Source organism: Pseudomonas siliginis (assembly GCF_024072275.1).
Classification (GTDB): domain Bacteria; phylum Pseudomonadota; class Gammaproteobacteria; order Pseudomonadales; family Pseudomonadaceae; genus Aquipseudomonas; species Aquipseudomonas siliginis.
Genome location: NZ_CP099598.1, coordinates 3,741,023 through 3,757,619 on the forward strand (window position 1 = coordinate 3,741,023; position 16,597 = coordinate 3,757,619).

Sequence of the window (16,597 nt, forward strand, 5' to 3'; positions counted from 1 at the left end):
CTTGGGCGGATGTGGTGGTTCCCCTGACAGGTATAGACCAAGTCGGGATCTTCATCGATCTCGCCGGCCTCTTCGCGAGCAGGCTCGCTCCCACAGAGGCGCTGCATAGGGCATCACAAATCCCACAGGCCAAAATGATTTGTCCCACACTGGCCCATCTCCCCCATGTCAGCTAGCATCGCCCTTTTGCCAGGACTGCCGACCATGAAGATTGTTTCCTTCAACATCAACGGACTGCGTGCCCGTCCGCATCAGCTGGCAGCGCTGATCGAAAAACATCAGCCCGACGTGATCGGCCTGCAGGAAACCAAGGTCCACGACGACCAGTTCCCCCTCGAAGACATCCGCGCCCTCGGCTACCACGTGCACTTCCATGGCCAGAAAGGTCATTACGGGGTCGCCCTGCTCTCGCGCAACGAACCGATCGCCATCCATAAAGGCTTCGCCACCGATGAAGAAGACGCGCAACGGCGCTTTATCTGGGGCACTTTTGCCGATGCCAACGGCGTGCCGGTGACGATCATGAACGGCTATTTCCCACAAGGTGAAAGCCGCGATCACCCAACCAAATTCCCTGCCAAAGAGCGTTTCTACAGCGATCTGCAAGCGCTGCTGGAAAGCCAGTTCCACAACGAACAGCCGCTGGTGGTGATGGGCGATGTGAACATTTCCCCGGAAGACTGCGACATCGGCATCGGCCCGGACAACATGAAGCGCTGGCTGAAAACCGGCAAATGCAGCTTCCTGCCGGAAGAACGCGAGTGGATGGCGCGCCTGAAAAACTGGGGCCTGACCGACAGCTACCGTCACCTCAATCCCGACGTGAGCGACATGTTCAGCTGGTTCGACTACCGCAGCCGTGGCTTTGAAGATGAGCCCAAACGCGGCCTGCGCATCGATGTAATTCTGGCGTCCCATGGCCTGCTGCCACGGGTCAAGGATGCCGGCGTGGACTACGAACTGCGCGGCATGGAAAAGCCATCGGACCATGCGCCGATCTGGCTTGAGCTGGCCTGAGGGAATTTTCATTGTGGGAGCGAGCCTGCTCGCGAATGCGGTGGATCAGCGACGAATTTTTCGACTGACACGGCGCCTTCGCGAGCAGGCTCGCTCCCACAGGTAATCCCCTGTCATATTTCGGTCACGCGCCTGACTTAATCTCCCCGGCAATCCCCTTGGCTTGATTCGGTGCCGGCATGACCCTGCGTGTTCTCTGCGTTTTCCTGTTGAGTGGCTGGCTGTCGATCTACGCCGCCGCCCTGCCGATCCCCGAAAACGGCCCGGCATTGCGCATTCAGGGTTCCAACACCATCGGTGCCGATCTGGGTCCGGCGCTGGTCGAAGGCCTGTTGCAGCAACAAGGCCTGCTGAAAATCCACCGCGAAACCCCGGACACCGCCAACGAACAACGCATCGTCGGCCAGACCGCACAAGGGCAACGCGTGATCATCGAAGTTGCCGCTCACGGTTCCAGCACCGGTTTCGCTGCGTTGAAAAACGCCAGCGCCGATCTGGCCGCCTCTTCTCGTGAGATCAAGGACAGCGAACTGCTTGCCCTGCAAACCCTCGGCGATCTGAAAAGCCCGGCGGCCGAGCAAGTCATCGCCATCGACGGTCTGGCGATCATCCTCAACCCTTCCAATCCGTTACAGCAGTTGAACACCGAGCAACTGGCGCGGATTTTTGCCGGCGAAGTGAAAACCTGGGAAGAACTCGGTGGCCGTGGCGGCGCCATTCATTTATATGCGCGGGATGATCAGTCGGGAACATACGACACCTTCAAGGAACTGGTCCTGAGCCGGCGTGGGAAAAGTCTGAGCAGCGCGGCGAAACGTTTCGAATCCAGCGAGCAATTGTCCGATGCAGTCAGCAACGATCCGCAAGGTATCGGCTTCATCGGCTTGCCCTATGTGCGTCAAGCCAAAGCCGTGGCGATTGCCGACGGCGCGTCGCAAGCGATGCTGCCGCTGAACAGCCTGATCGCCACCGAAGACTATCCGCTGTCGCGGCGCCTGTTCTTTTATCTGCCGCCTGACACACAGAATCAGTGGGCGCAGGCGTTGGCCAGCTTTGCCCAGAGCCCAGAGGGTCAGGCGATCGTCGCGGCCAGCGGTTTTGTCAGCCAGACCGTACAAGCCATGAGCGTGGCGCCGAATGCGCTGATGCCCGAGGGTTACCAATCCCTCAGCCGGCATGCCCAGCGTCTGACAGTGAATTTCCGTTTTGCCGAGGGCAGCGCCAGTCTGGACAACAAGGCGCGGCAGGATCTGGCGCGGGTGCTCGACTATATAAAGCGCCATGGCAAGACCGAACGGGCGGTGACGCTGGTGGGGTTTGGTGATTTGAAGGATGACCCGGCGCGGGCCGATCTGCTGTCGAAGCTGCGAGCGATGGCGGTGCGGCGCGAGCTGGTCAAAAACGGTGTGGTCATGCGCGAAGTCCGTGGCTTTGGTGCGCTGATGCCGGTGGCGACCAACAGTGCGGATGAAGGGCGGATCAAGAATCGGCGGGTTGAGGTTTGGGTGTATTGATCCTGATGTCGATGTGCTGAGTGTACAGGCCCTTTCGCGAGCAGGCTCGCTCCCACATTGGATCTGTGGCGTGCACAAATCTTGTGGGAGCGAGCCTGCTCGCGAATGAGGCGACGCGGTGTTACTGGCCGCTACGCATCATCTCCTTCGGCACATACTTGCCGATCTCGAACTTGCCGATCGCCGCGCGGTGCACTTCGTCCGGGCCGTCGGCCAGACGCAGGGTGCGCTGCATCGCATACATATAGGCCAGCGGGAAATCGTTCGACACCCCTGCCCCGCCATGCATCTGGATAGCGCGGTCGATCACCCGCAGGGCGACATTCGGCGCGACGACTTTGATCTGCGCAATCTCGCTTTTCGCCACTTTGTTGCCGACGGTGTCCATCATGTACGCCGCTTTCAACGTCAGCAGGCGCGCCATGTCGATCTCCATCCGCGAGTCGGCGATCTTGTCGATGTTGCCACCCAGACGCGCCAGCGGTTTGCCGAACGCGGTGCGGCTCACCGAGCGTTTGCACATCAGTTCCAGCGCACGTTCGGCCATGCCGATCGAACGCATGCAGTGGTGAATGCGGCCTGGGCCAAGGCGACCCTGGGCGATTTCGAAGCCGCGTCCTTCACCGAGCAGGACGTTTTCGTACGGCACGCGAACGTTGTCGAACAGCACTTCGGCGTGACCGTGCGGTGCATCGTCGTAGCCGAACACCGGCAGCGGACGGACGATTTTCACCCCGGGGGTGTCGACCGGCACGAGAATCATCGAGTGCTGGGCGTGACGCGGCGCGTCGGGGTTGCTAAGGCCCATGAAAATCAGGATCTTGCAGCGCGGATCGCAGGCGCCGGAAGTCCACCATTTCTTGCCGTTGATCACCCACTGATCGCCATCACGCACAGCACGGGCGGCCATGTTGGTCGCGTCGGAAGATGCCACGTCGGGCTCGGTCATGGCGAACGCCGAACGGATCTCGCCGCGCAGCAGCGGCTCGAGCCAGCGCTGTTTCTGCTCTTCGTTGGCGTAGCGCACCAATACTTCCATGTTGCCGGTGTCCGGCGCCGAGCAGTTGAACGGCTCCGGCCCCAGCAGGGAACGGCCCATGATTTCCGCCAATGGCGCATATTCGAGGTTGCTCAGGCCGGCGCCCAGCTCGGACTCAGGCAGAAACAAATTCCACAGCCCTTCAGCCTTGGCCTTGGCCTTGAGCTCTTCCATGATTGCGGTCGGCTGCCAGCGATCGCCCTCGGCGACCTGGCGTTCGAAAACCGCTTCGGCCGGGTAAACGTAAGTGTCCATGAACGCAGTCACGCGCTCACGCAGTTCCTGAACCTTGGGCGAATAAGCGAAATCCATGGGTAGTTACCTTCTCGGGCAGAGGTTGTTCAAGTCATGCAATCGATGCTAGAACAGCGCTGATCATTTACCTAGCCTATTCTCGGCGTGTATAAACATTCATCACCAATATATGATCCGCTGATCGTCAGCCCCAAAACACTTGCACTTAATAACAAGAGAAGCCGCGTTATGAATCTGAGCAAGGTCGACCTGAACCTTTTCATCGTCTTCGACGCGATCTACACCGAAGCCAACCTGACCCGTGCCGGGCAGATTGTCGGCATCACCCAGCCGGCGGTGTCCAATGCCCTGGCGCGGTTGCGCGAAACCTTCAACGACCCGCTCTTCGTGCGTACTGCCCAAGGCATGGTGCCCACGCCGATGGCGCAAAACATCATCGGCCCGGTGCGCAACGCCCTGTCGCTGCTGCGCGTGTCGGTGCAGGAAAGCCGCATTTTCAACCCGGCGCAGGCGGCCAAGACTTACCGCATCAGCATGACCGACCTGACGGAGGCAATCATTCTGCCGCCCCTGTTCCAGCGCCTGCGCCGCCTGGCGCCGACGGTGATCATCGAAAGCTTTCTGTCCAAACGCCGGGAAACCACCAAGGAACTGGCCGCCGGGCGTCTGGATTTCGCTGTGGATGCGCCGCTCAACACCGACCCGCAGGTGCGCCACGTCAAGCTGATGGACGACCGTTACGTCTGCGCCATGCGCAAGGGCCATCCGATGGCGGGCAAGGAAAAACTCAGTCTCGATGACTATTTGTCGCTGACTCACATCCATATTTCCAGCCGCCGCAGCGGGCTGGGCTATGTCGATCTGGCGCTGGGCAAAATGGGCATCCAGCGCAAGATCGCCCTGCGCTCGCAGCACTATTTGATGGCTTCGCAAGTGATGCAGCAGACCGACATGGTCATGACCGTGCCGGAACGCTTCGCCCGCCGCCATGATCTGCAATCGTTCAATTTGCCGGTGAATGATGTGCCCTCGGTGGAAACGCACCTGTATTGGCATGAGAGCACCGACCAGGACCCGGCCAACCGCTGGATGCGCGAGCAGATGATCGAGTTGTGCCAACAGGTGACGGCGCAGGAGAAGAAGCTGGAGAAGGTGTAGGGCTTATTACCGCGTTATCGTTCTTCGCGAGCAGGCTCGCTCCCACAATGAATTGCATTTCATCTGAAGGAACGCGGTCGAATGTGGGAGCGAGCCTGCTCGCGAAGAGGCCTGTACAGACACCCCAAAACCATCCCGCTTGACGTAAACGTAAACCACCGATTAGCTTAGCGCCATGCCCCTTTTCCGAGCGCTTTCATGAGCAGTCAGACCTATAGCATTTCCGACCTCGCCCGCGAGCTGGACATCACCACCCGGGCGATCCGCTTTTATGAAGAGCAAGGCCTGCTCAGCCCCGAGCGTCGTGGCCAGGAACGTATCTATTCGCCGCGCGACAAGGTCACTCTGAAGCTGATCCTGCGCGGCAAGCGCATCGGTTTTTCCCTGGCCGAATGCCGCGAGCTGATCGAACTCTATGATCCGTCCGGCGGTAACACCAAACAGCTCAACAGCATGCTGGCAAAAATCAGCGAACGCCGCGAACAGCTCGAACAGCAGTTGCTGGATATCGAACAGATGAAACTCGAGCTGGACACTGCTGAAGAGCGCTGCGTGCAGGCATTGGAGCAGACGCTCAAGAGCCAGCAGGCGGTCTAGCCAACACTGGCGCCCCTGTGGGAGCGAGCCTGCTCGCGAATGCATTCTGTCATCCAACATTAACGGTGACTGATCCACCGCTTTCGCGAGCAGGCTCGCTCCCACAGGGTTCTTCGTGAACTAAAAAAACAGGCAGGTCCCACCCATGTCCCTCCCCTCCCAAGTACGCCTGATCGAAGTCGGCCCGCGCGATGGCCTGCAGAACGAAGCCCAACCGATCAGCGTCGCTGACAAGGTGCAACTGGTCGATGCCCTGAGTGCCGCCGGGCTCGGCTACATCGAAGTCGGCAGTTTCGTTTCGCCCAAATGGGTGCCGCAGATGGCCGGCTCCGCCGAGGTGTTTGCGCAAATTCAGCGCAAGCCCGGCGTGACCTACGGCGCGCTGGCGCCGAACTTGCGCGGCTTTGAAGACGCGCTCGCCGCCGGGGTCAAGGAAGTCGCGGTGTTCGCCGCCGCCTCCGAGGCGTTCTCGCAGCGCAACATCAATTGCTCGATCAACGAAAGCCTGGCGCGGTTTGCGCCGATCATGGAGGCCGCCAAACAACACGGCGTTACCGTGCGCGGTTACGTTTCCTGTGTGCTGGGCTGCCCGTATGAAGGCACGGTCGCGCCGGAGCAAGTGGCGATGGTCGCGCGCGAGCTGTACGCGATGGGCTGCTACGAAGTGTCGCTGGGCGACACCATCGGCACCGGCACGGCGGGCGCGACCCGGCGCCTGTTCGAGGTGGTCTCGGCGCAGGTACCACGGGACAAGCTTGCCGGGCATTTCCACGACACCTATGGCCAGGCCATGGCCAATATCTACGCCAGCCTGCTCGAAGGCATTGCGGTGTTCGACAGCTCTATCGCCGGCCTTGGCGGCTGCCCTTACGCCAAAGGCGCGAGCGGTAACGTCGCGACCGAAGACGTGGTGTACCTGCTGGATGGCTTGGGCATCGAGACCGGTATCGACCTGGACGCCTTGATTGCTGCGGGCCAGCAGATCAGTGCAGTGCTCGGCCGTCCAAGCGGTTCGCGAGTGGCCAAGGCACGCAGCGCGCAGTGAGGTGTTACCGCTGGGTCAGTGCTGTGGGCAAAAGCGAGTAACACGGAAACAAATTGTCTGGCTTTGCCTTGGGGTGAAAAAGCCCTAAAAACTTAAATCACTGATTTATAAGACTTTTTAAAAGTTGGCACGACACCTGCTATCTCTATGGCATAACAAGAATAAAAAGCCGCAAACCAATAAAAACAAGACGAAACGACTCTGACATAACAAGAACAACACGGCAGAGACGCAGCTAACAGATTTTTTTGGAGAAGGTGTGCTTTTCAGGGTGCTCTCAGGAGTGACCCGCAACCGGGCAGAGAACAATAAAACTACCTTCAGGTAGCTCCCGAATCGGTTGGATCGTTAACGAGAAAGCAGATCAGCGCTCAAAAAAATACGTTTGCTCTTGACCCCGGATGGGGGTCGCCAAAAAGCTGTACAGGGCCACGGTTGCCAAAAACAACAACAGACCGACCCTCAATAATAAAAAGAGCACGCAACGACAAATTAAAGGGGAGCTTCGGCTCCCCTTTGTGCTTTCTGTGATTCCTGAATCCCCCGATCCCTGTGGGAGCTGGCTTGCCAGCGATTGCGGTAGAACATTCAACATTGATGCTGGCTGACCTGACGCCATCGCTGGCAAGCCAGCTCCCACAGGGTTTAGGTTACCGCTCGGTTATTTTCAGCTCCTCGATACTGATCTCACGCATCCTGAATTTCTGGATCTTGCCCGTCACCGTCATCGGAAACGCGTCGACGAATTTGAAGTAACGCGGTGTCTTGAAATGGGCGATGCGCTCCTTGCACCAGGCTTGCAGCTCCAGCTCCGAGGCGCTGTGGCCGGGGTGGAATTTGATCCAGGCGACGATTTCCTCACCGTAGCGCGAGCACGGAATGCCGATCACCTGCACGTCCGCCACCGCCGGATGGGTGAAGAAGAATTCCTCCAGCTCACGGGGATAAACGTTCTCCCCGCCACGAATGATCATGTCTTTGTTACGCCCGGCGATGTTGACGTAACCCTCCTCGTTCATGCTCGCCAGGTCGCCGGTGTGCATCCACCCCGCCTCATCGATGGCTTCGGCAGTAGCCTGCGGGTTGTTCCAGTAGCCGAGCATCACGCTGTAACCGCGCGTGCACAATTCGCCAATGGTGCCGCGCGGCACAAGGTTGCCGGCGGTGTCGATGATCTTGCTTTCCAGTTGCGGCTGGGTGCGGCCGACCGTGGTGACACGCAACTCCAGCTCATCCGCTGGACCGGTCTGCAGCGACACCGGACTGGTTTCGGTCATGCCGTAGGCGATCTGCACTTCGCTCATGTGCATTTCGTTGATGACCCGGCGCATGACCTCAATCGGACAGGTCGCGCCGGCCATGATCCCGGTGCGCAGGCTCGACAGGTCGAAGGTCTGCCGCTGCGGCTGATCGAGCATGGCGATAAACATGGTCGGCACACCGTACAGCGCCGTGGCTTTTTCTTCGGCCACCGCTTGCAGGGTCAGCGCCGGATCGAAAGCGTCATTGGGGTAAATCATCGTGCTGGCGTGGGTGACGCAACCGAGGTTGCCCATGACCATGCCGAAGCAGTGATACAGCGGCACCGGAATCACCAGACGATCGGCAGTCGTCAGGCCGAGGCTTTCGCCGACCATGTAGCCGTTGTTGAGAATGTTGTAGTGACTGAGGGTCGCGCCCTTGGGGAAACCGGTGGTGCCGGAGGTGTACTGGATGTTCACCGGTTGATCGAAATGCAGACTGGCGCTGCGTTCGCGCAATTGATCGGGCGAGACGCTGACGGCCAGATCGCTGAGCTGCGACCACGGCAGAAAACCCGGCGGCGGATTGGCATCGAGGCTGATCACCCCGCGCAGCTCCGGCAGGCGTTCGCTGCGCAGCTGACCGATGGCGTGCTCGGCCAATTCTGGCGCCAGGCCCTGGAGCATTTCATGGTAATTCGAGGTCTTGAACGCTCCGGCACAGACCAGCCACTGGCAGCCGGATTGCTTGAGCACGTACTCGAGTTCGGAGCTGCGGTAGGCAGGATTGATGTTGACCAGGATCACGCCGATCTTCGCCGTGGCGAACTGGGTGATGCACCACTGCGCGCAATTCGGCGCCCAGATGCCGAGGCGATCACCGGTCTGCAAGCCCAGTGCGAGCAAGGCCCTGGCCTGCTCATCCACCGCGTCGGCCAGTTGCCGCCAGGAGTAACGCAACTGTTGATGGCGCACCACCAAAGCCTCGCCGTCCGGGTATTGCGCGACAGTCTGATCGAAGCGCTGACCGATGGTCATCGCCAGCAGGGCTTTGTCCTGAGAGCCACGGGTGTAGCTGCGCTGCGGGTTTGCACTGGGTAGATCCATGACGACCCCTATTGTCTTTATTAGTGGGTTTTCCCGGTTTTGAATCCCTGTGGGAGCGAGCCTGCTCGCGAATACGCTGCGTCATTCAGCCTTGAGGGCGACTGATACAGCGCTTTCGCGAGCAGGCTCGCTCCCACCAGAAACAAACCGATATCTGATCCTGAACTGTCCTTACTCTCGCCCAAGTTGACGCTTACGTAAAGCCGATTGACAGTCGAACTCCGGAAGCTTTACGTTAACGTAAAGCTGAACGCCGATTCGTCGTGCGCTCCACCCGATAAAAAAGCCAAAAGGTGCCTCATGAGCTATCCATCCCTGAATTTCGCCCTCGGTGAAACCATCGACATGCTGCGCGATCAGGTGCAGTCCTTCGTCGCCGATCAGATCGCCCCGCGCGCCGCGCAGATCGACCACGACAACCTGTTCCCCGCCGACATGTGGCGCAAATTCGGTGACATGGGCCTGCTCGGCATCACCGTGCCGGAGGAGTACGGCGGCGCAGGTCTGGGTTACCTCGCGCATGTGGTGGCGATGGAAGAAATCAGCCGTGGCTCAGCGTCGGTGGCGTTGTCCTATGGCGCGCACTCCAACCTTTGCGTCAACCAGATCAACCGCAACGGCAACCACGAACAGAAAACCAAATACCTGCCGAAGCTGATCAGCGGCGAGCACGTCGGCGCCCTGGCGATGAGCGAGCCCAACGCCGGTTCCGACGTGGTCTCGATGAAGCTGCGCGCCGACAAACGCGGCGATCGCTTCGTACTCAACGGCAGCAAAACCTGGATCACCAACGGCCCTGACGCCAATACGTACGTGATCTACGCCAAGACCGATCTGGAAAAAGGCCCGCACGGCATTACTGCATTCATCGTCGAGCGTGACTGGAAAGGCTTCAGCCGCAGCAACAAGTTCGACAAGCTTGGCATGCGTGGCTCCAACACCTGCGAGCTGTTTTTCGATGACGTCGAAGTACCGGAGGAAAACATCCTCGGCGTGCTCAACGGTGGCGTGAAAGTGCTGATGAGCGGCCTCGATTACGAACGCGTGGTGCTTTCCGGTGGCCCGACCGGGATCATGCAGTCGTGCATGGACCTGATCGTGCCGTACATCCACGACCGCAAGCAGTTCGGCCAGAGCATCGGCGAATTCCAGCTGATCCAGGGCAAAGTTGCCGACATGTACACCCAGCTCAATGCCAGCCGCGCCTATCTGTACGCGGTGGCCCAGGCTTGCGAGCGCGGCGAAACCACCCGCAAGGACGCTGCCGGGGTAATCCTCTACACCGCCGAACGCGCCACGCAAATGGCCCTCGACGCGATCCAGATTCTCGGCGGTAACGGCTACATCAACGAATTCCCCGCCGGCCGCCTGCTGCGCGACGCCAAGCTCTACGAAATCGGCGCAGGCACCAGCGAGATCCGCCGCATGCTGATCGGCCGCGAACTGTTCAACGAGACGAAATGAATTTCGTCAGCTGCAAGCCGCAAGCGACAAGCTGCAAGAGAACCACGCTCTTGCCCCAACTTGCAGCTTGCCGCTTGTAGCTAGAAGCTGCTTACGGAGTAAGCCCCATGATTCTGCACACTCAGCTCAACCCGCGCTCGGCGCAGTTCGCCGCCAACAGTGCGGCGATGCTCAAACAGGTCGACGCGCTGCACACCTTGCTCGCTCAAGTCGCGCAGGGTGGCGGTGTCAAAGCTCAGGAACGCCACACCTCGCGGGGTAAATTGCTGCCGCGCGAGCGCATCAATCGCTTGCTCGATCCGGGCTCGCCGTTTCTCGAAATCAGCCAACTGGCGGCTCACGCCGTGTATGGCGAAGACGTGCCGGCTGCCGGGGTGATCGCCGGCATCGGCCGCGTCGAATGCGTGGAGTGCATGATCGTCGCCAACGATGCGACGGTGAAAGGTGGCTCGTATTACCCGCTCACCGTGAAGAAGCACCTGCGTGCGCAGACCATCGCCCAGCAGAATCGCCTGCCGTGCATTTATCTGGTGGACTCGGGCGGCGCCAACCTGCCGCGTCAGGACGAAGTGTTTCCGGATCGCGAGCATTTCGGGCGGATATTCTTCAATCAGGCCAACATGAGCGCCATGGGCATCCCGCAGATCGCCGTGGTCATGGGCTCGTGCACCGCAGGCGGCGCGTATGTGCCGGCGATGGCGGACGAGGCGATCATGGTGCGCAACCAGGCGACGATTTTCCTCGCCGGCCCGCCGCTGGTAAAAGCCGCGACCGGCGAAGTGGTCAGCGCCGAAGACCTCGGCGGCGCCGATGTGCACTGCAAGACCTCCGGCGTGGCCGACCATTACGCCGAGAACGACGAACACGCCCTCGCCCTCGCCCGCCGCAGCGTCGCCAACCTCAACTGGCGCAAGCTCGGCGAGGTGCAGCAACGCACGCCGATCGCGCCGCTGTACGCCAGCGACGAGTTGTACGGAGTGGTTCCGGCTGACGCCAAGCAGCCATTCGATGTGCGCGAAGTGATCGCGCGGCTGGTCGACGGTTCGGTGTTCGACGAATTCAAGGCGCTGTTCGGCACCACGCTGGTCTGCGGTTTCGCTCACTTGCACGGCTATCCGATCGCGATTCTGGCGAATAACGGCATCCTTTTCGCCGAAGCCGCACAGAAAGGCGCGCACTTCATCGAACTGGCCTGCCAGCGCGGCATCCCGCTGCTGTTTCTGCAGAACATCACCGGTTTCATGGTCGGCCAGAAATACGAGGCCGGCGGCATCGCCAAACACGGCGCGAAACTGGTGACCGCAGTGGCCTGCGCCAAGGTGCCGAAATTCACCGTGATCATCGGCGGCAGCTTCGGTGCCGGCAACTACGGCATGTGCGGGCGCGCTTACGATCCGCGTTTCTTATGGATGTGGCCGAACGCGCGGATTGGCGTGATGGGCGCCGAACAGGCCGCCGGTGTGCTGGTGCAGGTCAAGCGCGAACAGGCCGAACGCAGCGGTCAGGCGTTCAGCGCCGAGCAGGAGACCGAGATCAAGCAGCCGATTCTCGATCAGTACGAAGAACAGGGTCACCCTTATTACTCCAGCGCGCGGCTGTGGGATGACGGCGTCATCGACCCGGCGCAGACCCGCGACGTGTTGGCCCTAGCCTTGTCCGCGTCGCTGAACGCGCCAATCGAACCGAGCCGCTTCGGCGTGTTCCGGATGTGATGTTTTTTTGTGGGAGCGAGCCTGCTCGCGAATGCGATCTGTCAGGCGGCGGATAGATCGACTGATACCCCGCTTTCGCGAGCAGGCTCGCTCCCACAAGAACCGTGGAGACAGATGAATATGAGCGACTTCAATACCCTCGAACTGCAAACCGATCCACGCGGTTTCGCGACGCTGTGGCTCAATCGCGCGGAGAAAAACAACGCCTTCAACGCCGAGATGATCCGCGAACTGATCCTCGCCCTCGACAAGGTCGCCAGCGATTCGAGCCTGCGTTTCCTGCTGCTGCGTGGGCGCGGCAAGCACTTCAGTGCCGGCGCCGACCTAGCGTGGATGCAGCAATCGGCGGAACTCGATTATCACACCAACCTCGATGACGCCCGCGAGCTGGCCGAGCTGATGTACAACCTCGCCAAGCTGAAAATCCCCACGCTGGCCGTGGTGCAAGGCGCGGCGTTCGGTGGCGCGCTGGGCTTGATCAGTTGCTGTGACATGGCGATCGGCGCCGATGACGCGCAGTTCTGCCTGTCGGAAGTGCGCATCGGTCTGGCGCCAGCGGTAATCAGCCCGTTCGTGGTGCAAGCGATCGGTGAGCGTGCGGCACGGCGCTATGCGCTGACTGCCGAGCGCTTCAGCGGGCAGCGGGCGCGGGAGATCGGCTTGCTCGCCGAAAGCTATCCTGCGGCTGAACTGGAGCAACAGGTCGAACAGTGGATCGACAACCTGCTGCTCAACAGCCCCGCGGCCATGCGCGCCAGCAAGGACTTGCTGCGCGAAGTCGGCAACGGCGCGCTGACCCCGGCCCTGCGCCGCTACACGGAAAATGCCATCGCGCGGATTCGCGTCAGCCCTGAAGGCCAGGAAGGCTTGCGCGCCTTCCTGCAAAAACGCCCACCGAACTGGCAAGCCGCACCCACCAAGGAGTCGCGTTGATGAGCGCACCTGTGATTACCACTGTGCTGGTGGCCAACCGTGGCGAAATCGCCTGCCGGGTCATGCGCACCGCCAAGGCCTTGGGCCTGACTACCGTCGCTGTGCACAGCGCCACCGACCGCGATGCGCGCCACAGCCGTGAAGCCGATATCCGCGTCGATCTGGGCGGCAGCAAGGCTGCCGAGAGTTATCTGCAAATCGATAAATTGATCGCCGCCGCCAAGGCCAGCGGTGCCCAGGCGATTCATCCCGGCTATGGCTTTCTCTCGGAAAACGCTGGATTCGCCCGCGCCATCGAAGCCGCCGGGCTGATCTTCCTCGGCCCGCCCGCCTCGGCCATCGACGCGATGGGCAGCAAATCCGCCGCCAAGGCGCTGATGGAAAAGGCCGGTGTGCCTTTGGTGCCGGGCTATCACGGCGAAGCGCAGGACCTCGACACCTTCCGCGAAGCTTGCGAACGCATTGGTTATCCGGTGCTGCTCAAGGCCACCGCCGGTGGTGGCGGCAAGGGTATGAAGGTGGTTGAGGATGTCAGCCAACTGGCTGAAGCCCTCGCCTCGGCGCAGCGCGAAGCGCAATCGTCGTTTGGCGACTCGCGGATGCTGGTGGAAAAGTATTTGCTCAAGCCACGTCACGTGGAGATTCAGGTGTTCGCCGATCAGCACGGCAACTGCCTGTATCTCAACGAGCGCGACTGCTCGATCCAGCGCCGTCACCAGAAAGTCGTCGAAGAAGCCCCGGCGCCGGGCCTGACGCCCGAGCTACGCCGGGCAATGGGCGAAGCGGCCGTGCGTTCAGCGCAGGCGATCGGTTATGTCGGCGCCGGCACCGTGGAGTTTTTGCTGGATGCGCGCGGCGAGTTTTTCTTCATGGAGATGAACACGCGGCTGCAGGTCGAGCACCCGGTGACCGAAGCAATCACCGGGCTGGATCTGGTCGCCTGGCAGATTCGCGTCGCCCGTGGGGAAACGCTGCCGATCAACCAGGCGCAGGTGCCGCTCAACGGTCATGCGATCGAAGTGCGCTTGTATGCCGAAGATCCGGCGAATGACTTCCTGCCGGCCACCGGGCGGCTGGACTTGTATCGCGAATCGGCACAGGGCGCGGGGCGGCGGGTGGACAGCGGCGTTGAGGAAGGTGACGAGATATCGCCCTTCTACGACCCGATGCTCGGCAAGCTGATTGCTTGGGGTGAAGATCGCGAACAGGCGCGCTTGCGTCTGTTGAGCATGCTCGACGAGTTTGCGATTGGCGGGCTGAAGACCAACATCAATTTCCTGCGCCGGATCATCGCGCATCCGGCGTTTGCGGCGGCAGAGCTGGATACCGGGTTCATTCCGCGCTATCAGGAGCAATTGCTGCCAGCACCAGGCACGTTGAGCGATGAGTTCTGGCAGGCGGCGGCGCAGGCGTTTGCGCAGAGTCTGCCGCAGCGTGCTCGGGCGGATGATCCCGCTTCGCCGTGGGCTTCAGGTGGCGGATTGCGAGCAGGTTTGCCGGCGCAAATCACCTTGCATTTGAGTTGCGAGGGACAGGATCGCGCGTTGACCTTGAGAACTGCGGCCCATGCAAAACTGCTGGGCGAAGCACTAATCGTCGAGCATGACGGCGTGCGCCGCACATTGCGGGCGATTCGTCAGGCTGGCGCGTTGTATCTGGAATGGGACGGCGAGTTGCGGCGCATCGAAGCGTTCGATCCGATCAGCGCCGTCGAGGCCAGCCACAGCCATCAGGGCGGTCTGACCGCGCCAATGAACGGCAGCATCGTACGCGTGCTGGTCGAAACGGGACAGTCGGTTGAGGCCGGGGCGCAACTGGTGGTGCTTGAAGCCATGAAGATGGAACACAGCATCCGTGCGCCGCAGGCCGGTGTGATCAAAGCGCTGTATTGCCAGGAAGGCGATATGGTCAGTGAAGGCAGCGCTTTGGTTGAACTGGAAGAGGGATGAAATAAAAGGGTCGATCCTGGCCTTGCGCGAGGATCGATCCGTTCAGTAACGCGCCGTTGCCTGAACCACTACGCCGATGATCCGGCATTCATCGGTGAGCAGGGTTTTCGGCCAGGTCGGGTTGAGCGGCACCAGGTAACGCTGGCCGGCCTGCTCGTCGAGTTTGCGGAAAATCGCTTCTTCGCTGTCCGGCCACTGGGCGATCACCAGTTTGCCAGGCACTGCCTCCAACTCCGGATCGACCAGAATCAGCATGCCCTCGGCAACGCTCTGCCCGCTCGGCGCGGTCATCGAATCCCCCGTCACCGTCAGCCAGAACGCCGCACCGCCGCGAGCGTGGTAATCCGTCAGTTCGAAGCGCTGCTTCGCTGATGCCCCGGGATAGCTCGCCGCAGTGTCACGCACTTCGCACGGTGCACGCCAATCGCAGACCGGATAACGGAAGTACGGGTTGTACTTCTGCGCCAGCGGCATCTCGTCTTCCGGCGTCGGCTGCGGTTCGCGGATCACCAGAACGACTTCGAGGAAGTCCATTCCCAGCGCCTTGAGCACGCGGTTCATTTCGGTAACACCGGGTTCGCGACGCTTGTTCAGCCAATGACCGATCCCGCCCTGGGACATGCCGACGCGCTCTCCGAGCTCTGTTTGAGTGACTTTGAGTTCACTCATCTTGGCCTTGACCAACTCAATCCATTTATCCATGTGCCGCACCTTACGCGGACGTCTTCGACCGGCAAAACACATATTGTAGTATTTAAATCCTAGTCACAAATACAGGCGGTACTATCCTAGAGGAACGGACTTTCAATCGAACATGGAGTGACGTTTCATGATGAACATCAGCAGCAAAGACCTGCCCGATCTGCAAATCGACACCAGCTTCACCTCCCCTCAGGGCAATGCCGCCGCACAGCGCGCGCTGGACTACTACTTGAAACCGACTGTTTCGAAATCCGAGACGGACGAACGTTTTTTCAATGTCAAAGGCCATCTCAGCGGCGAAGAAGCGCTGGTGCATGCCTCGGATCTGTTGCGATGTGCGGCCGCCACCGCGTTCAAGGCCGCAGAAAACCTGCAAGGCACCAGTCGCGATCTGGCCTTTTCGGTGGTGCACATGGTGGATATGGCGCGGGCGATGGTCGACCATTCGATCGACAACGACGAAGTCACGGCGGACAAGGTACGGGCGGAAAGGAAAGAATTTTCCCATCGCGCAGATAAAAACATTTGACTTGCAAATGATAATGATTATTATTGCAAGCAGCTGGTCGCGAGATCAGTCGATGGACCAGAGACCTTAGGTCGGTCTTCTGGACTATCTCCTCATCAGGCTAATCACGGTTTTTGACCCGGCTTTTTGCCGGGTCTTTTTTTGCCCGTTTTTCGGGCTTGTGTCTTCAGGCTAATGAAGTCTTTGGATGCTGCAAATTCGATGGCGCGGATAATATCAAAAGAATATTGATTGGCAAGCCGAGCCCAGCCACATTGGGCGAAACTAATGGCAATCAGCACTTGAGAATCAATCGCATAGCCTCTAAGCTGCTGGCGCGTCACGGAAGACGCCCC

14 protein-coding genes are annotated in these 16,597 nt (G+C 60.4%); 10 read left to right on the forward strand and 4 right to left on the reverse strand.

Translation table 11 applies throughout. The features are described 5' to 3' along the window. The first annotated feature begins 204 nt into the window (after positions 1–204). Together xthA and NF676_RS17105 are read left to right on the forward strand one after the other, a co-directional pair. Positions 205–1,017 (forward strand): exodeoxyribonuclease III, encoded by an 813-nt coding sequence (gene xthA, locus NF676_RS17100; protein ID WP_041477104.1) that lies wholly within the window; start codon positions 205–207, stop codon positions 1,015–1,017. A gap of 179 nt (positions 1,018–1,196) precedes the next feature. Continuing rightward, complete coding sequence (locus tag NF676_RS17105) at positions 1,197–2,531, forward strand: substrate-binding domain-containing protein (protein ID WP_056788840.1); 1,335 nt, start codon at positions 1,197–1,199, stop codon at positions 2,529–2,531. Positions 2,532–2,652: 121 nt separating this feature from the next. Here the strand turns inward: NF676_RS17105 and NF676_RS17110 are convergent, their stop codons facing one another. Further along, on the reverse strand, positions 2,653–3,882 hold the full coding sequence (locus NF676_RS17110) for an acyl-CoA dehydrogenase (RefSeq protein ID WP_024013435.1): 1,230 nt from the start codon (positions 3,880–3,882) through the stop codon (positions 2,653–2,655). Between the two features lie 171 nt (positions 3,883–4,053). On the opposite strand from NF676_RS17110, the gene NF676_RS17115 reads away from it, so the two are divergent. From NF676_RS17115 to NF676_RS17125, 3 genes are all read left to right on the forward strand, one after another. Further along, a complete protein-coding gene (locus NF676_RS17115) occupies positions 4,054–4,983 on the forward strand; it encodes a LysR family transcriptional regulator (RefSeq protein ID WP_056788837.1) in 930 nt (309 codons plus the stop codon). A gap of 198 nt (positions 4,984–5,181) precedes the next feature. Next, entirely contained in the window at positions 5,182–5,580 is a 399-nt protein-coding gene (locus NF676_RS17120) for a MerR family transcriptional regulator (RefSeq protein ID WP_039763349.1), read from the forward strand. 145 nt (positions 5,581–5,725) lie between these two features. Continuing rightward, positions 5,726–6,625 (forward strand): hydroxymethylglutaryl-CoA lyase, encoded by a 900-nt coding sequence (locus NF676_RS17125; RefSeq protein ID WP_252886437.1) that lies wholly within the window; start codon positions 5,726–5,728, stop codon positions 6,623–6,625. Positions 6,626–7,275: 650 nt separating this feature from the next. On the opposite strand, the gene NF676_RS17130 is transcribed toward NF676_RS17125, so the two are convergent. Continuing rightward, positions 7,276–8,973: an AMP-binding protein gene (locus NF676_RS17130; RefSeq protein ID WP_252886438.1), complete on the reverse strand. Its 1,698-nt coding sequence runs from the start codon at positions 8,971–8,973 to the stop codon at positions 7,276–7,278. 300 nt (positions 8,974–9,273) lie between these two features. On the opposite strand from NF676_RS17130, the gene NF676_RS17135 reads away from it, so the two are divergent. The 4 genes from NF676_RS17135 (at position 9,274) to NF676_RS17150 (ending at position 15,031) form a co-directional block, all read left to right on the forward strand. Next, positions 9,274–10,437: an isovaleryl-CoA dehydrogenase gene (locus NF676_RS17135; protein ID WP_024013438.1), complete on the forward strand. Its 1,164-nt coding sequence runs from the start codon at positions 9,274–9,276 to the stop codon at positions 10,435–10,437. Between the two features lie 107 nt (positions 10,438–10,544). After that, complete coding sequence (locus NF676_RS17140; protein WP_252886439.1) at positions 10,545–12,149, forward strand: carboxyl transferase domain-containing protein; 1,605 nt, start codon at positions 10,545–10,547, stop codon at positions 12,147–12,149. 120 nt (positions 12,150–12,269) lie between these two features. After that, positions 12,270–13,082: a gamma-carboxygeranoyl-CoA hydratase gene (locus tag NF676_RS17145; RefSeq protein WP_252886440.1), complete on the forward strand. Its 813-nt coding sequence runs from the start codon at positions 12,270–12,272 to the stop codon at positions 13,080–13,082. Then, positions 13,082–15,031, forward strand: coding sequence for an acetyl/propionyl/methylcrotonyl-CoA carboxylase subunit alpha (locus tag NF676_RS17150; protein WP_252886441.1), 1,950 nt, complete (start codon positions 13,082–13,084; stop codon positions 15,029–15,031). The genes NF676_RS17145 and NF676_RS17150 overlap by 1 nt, the downstream gene beginning before the upstream one ends. Before the next feature lie 42 nt (positions 15,032–15,073). Here the strand turns inward: NF676_RS17150 and NF676_RS17155 are convergent, their stop codons facing one another. Next, the gene (locus NF676_RS17155; RefSeq protein WP_071172928.1) at positions 15,074–15,733 is read right to left on the reverse strand and encodes a LexA family protein; all 660 of its coding nucleotides are present in this window, start codon (positions 15,731–15,733) and stop codon (positions 15,074–15,076) included. Positions 15,734–15,863: 130 nt separating this feature from the next. Here NF676_RS17155 and NF676_RS17160 point away from each other — a divergent pair, with 130 nt between their 5' ends. Then, positions 15,864–16,262 (forward strand): DUF6124 family protein, encoded by a 399-nt coding sequence (locus tag NF676_RS17160; RefSeq protein ID WP_252887975.1) that lies wholly within the window; start codon positions 15,864–15,866, stop codon positions 16,260–16,262. Positions 16,263–16,366: 104 nt separating this feature from the next. On the opposite strand, the gene NF676_RS17165 is transcribed toward NF676_RS17160, so the two are convergent. Next, positions 16,367–16,585 (reverse strand): hypothetical protein, encoded by a 219-nt coding sequence (locus NF676_RS17165; protein ID WP_150741164.1) that lies wholly within the window; start codon positions 16,583–16,585, stop codon positions 16,367–16,369. Positions 16,586–16,597: the final 12 nt, after the last annotated feature.

Excerpts from the sequence above, each read along its gene's own strand:
- xthA (WP_041477104.1), top strand. The coding sequence starts at position 205 with ATGAAGATTGTTTCCTTCAACATCAACGGACTGCGTGCCCGTCCGCAT.
- NF676_RS17105 (WP_056788840.1), top strand. The coding sequence starts at position 1,197 with ATGACCCTGCGTGTTCTCTGCGTTTTCCTGTTGAGTGGCTGGCTGTCG.
- NF676_RS17110 (WP_024013435.1), bottom strand. The coding sequence starts at position 3,882 with ATGGATTTCGCTTATTCGCCCAAGGTTCAGGAACTGCGTGAGCGCGTG.
- NF676_RS17115 (WP_056788837.1), top strand. The coding sequence starts at position 4,054 with ATGAATCTGAGCAAGGTCGACCTGAACCTTTTCATCGTCTTCGACGCG.
- NF676_RS17120 (WP_039763349.1), top strand. The coding sequence starts at position 5,182 with ATGAGCAGTCAGACCTATAGCATTTCCGACCTCGCCCGCGAGCTGGAC.
- NF676_RS17125 (WP_252886437.1), top strand. The coding sequence starts at position 5,726 with ATGTCCCTCCCCTCCCAAGTACGCCTGATCGAAGTCGGCCCGCGCGAT.
- NF676_RS17130 (WP_252886438.1), bottom strand. The coding sequence starts at position 8,973 with ATGGATCTACCCAGTGCAAACCCGCAGCGCAGCTACACCCGTGGCTCT.
- NF676_RS17135 (WP_024013438.1), top strand. The coding sequence starts at position 9,274 with ATGAGCTATCCATCCCTGAATTTCGCCCTCGGTGAAACCATCGACATG.
- NF676_RS17140 (WP_252886439.1), top strand. The coding sequence starts at position 10,545 with ATGATTCTGCACACTCAGCTCAACCCGCGCTCGGCGCAGTTCGCCGCC.
- NF676_RS17145 (WP_252886440.1), top strand. The coding sequence starts at position 12,270 with ATGAGCGACTTCAATACCCTCGAACTGCAAACCGATCCACGCGGTTTC.
- NF676_RS17150 (WP_252886441.1), top strand. The coding sequence starts at position 13,082 with ATGAGCGCACCTGTGATTACCACTGTGCTGGTGGCCAACCGTGGCGAA.
- NF676_RS17155 (WP_071172928.1), bottom strand. The coding sequence starts at position 15,733 with ATGGATAAATGGATTGAGTTGGTCAAGGCCAAGATGAGTGAACTCAAA.
- NF676_RS17160 (WP_252887975.1), top strand. The coding sequence starts at position 15,864 with ATGAACATCAGCAGCAAAGACCTGCCCGATCTGCAAATCGACACCAGC.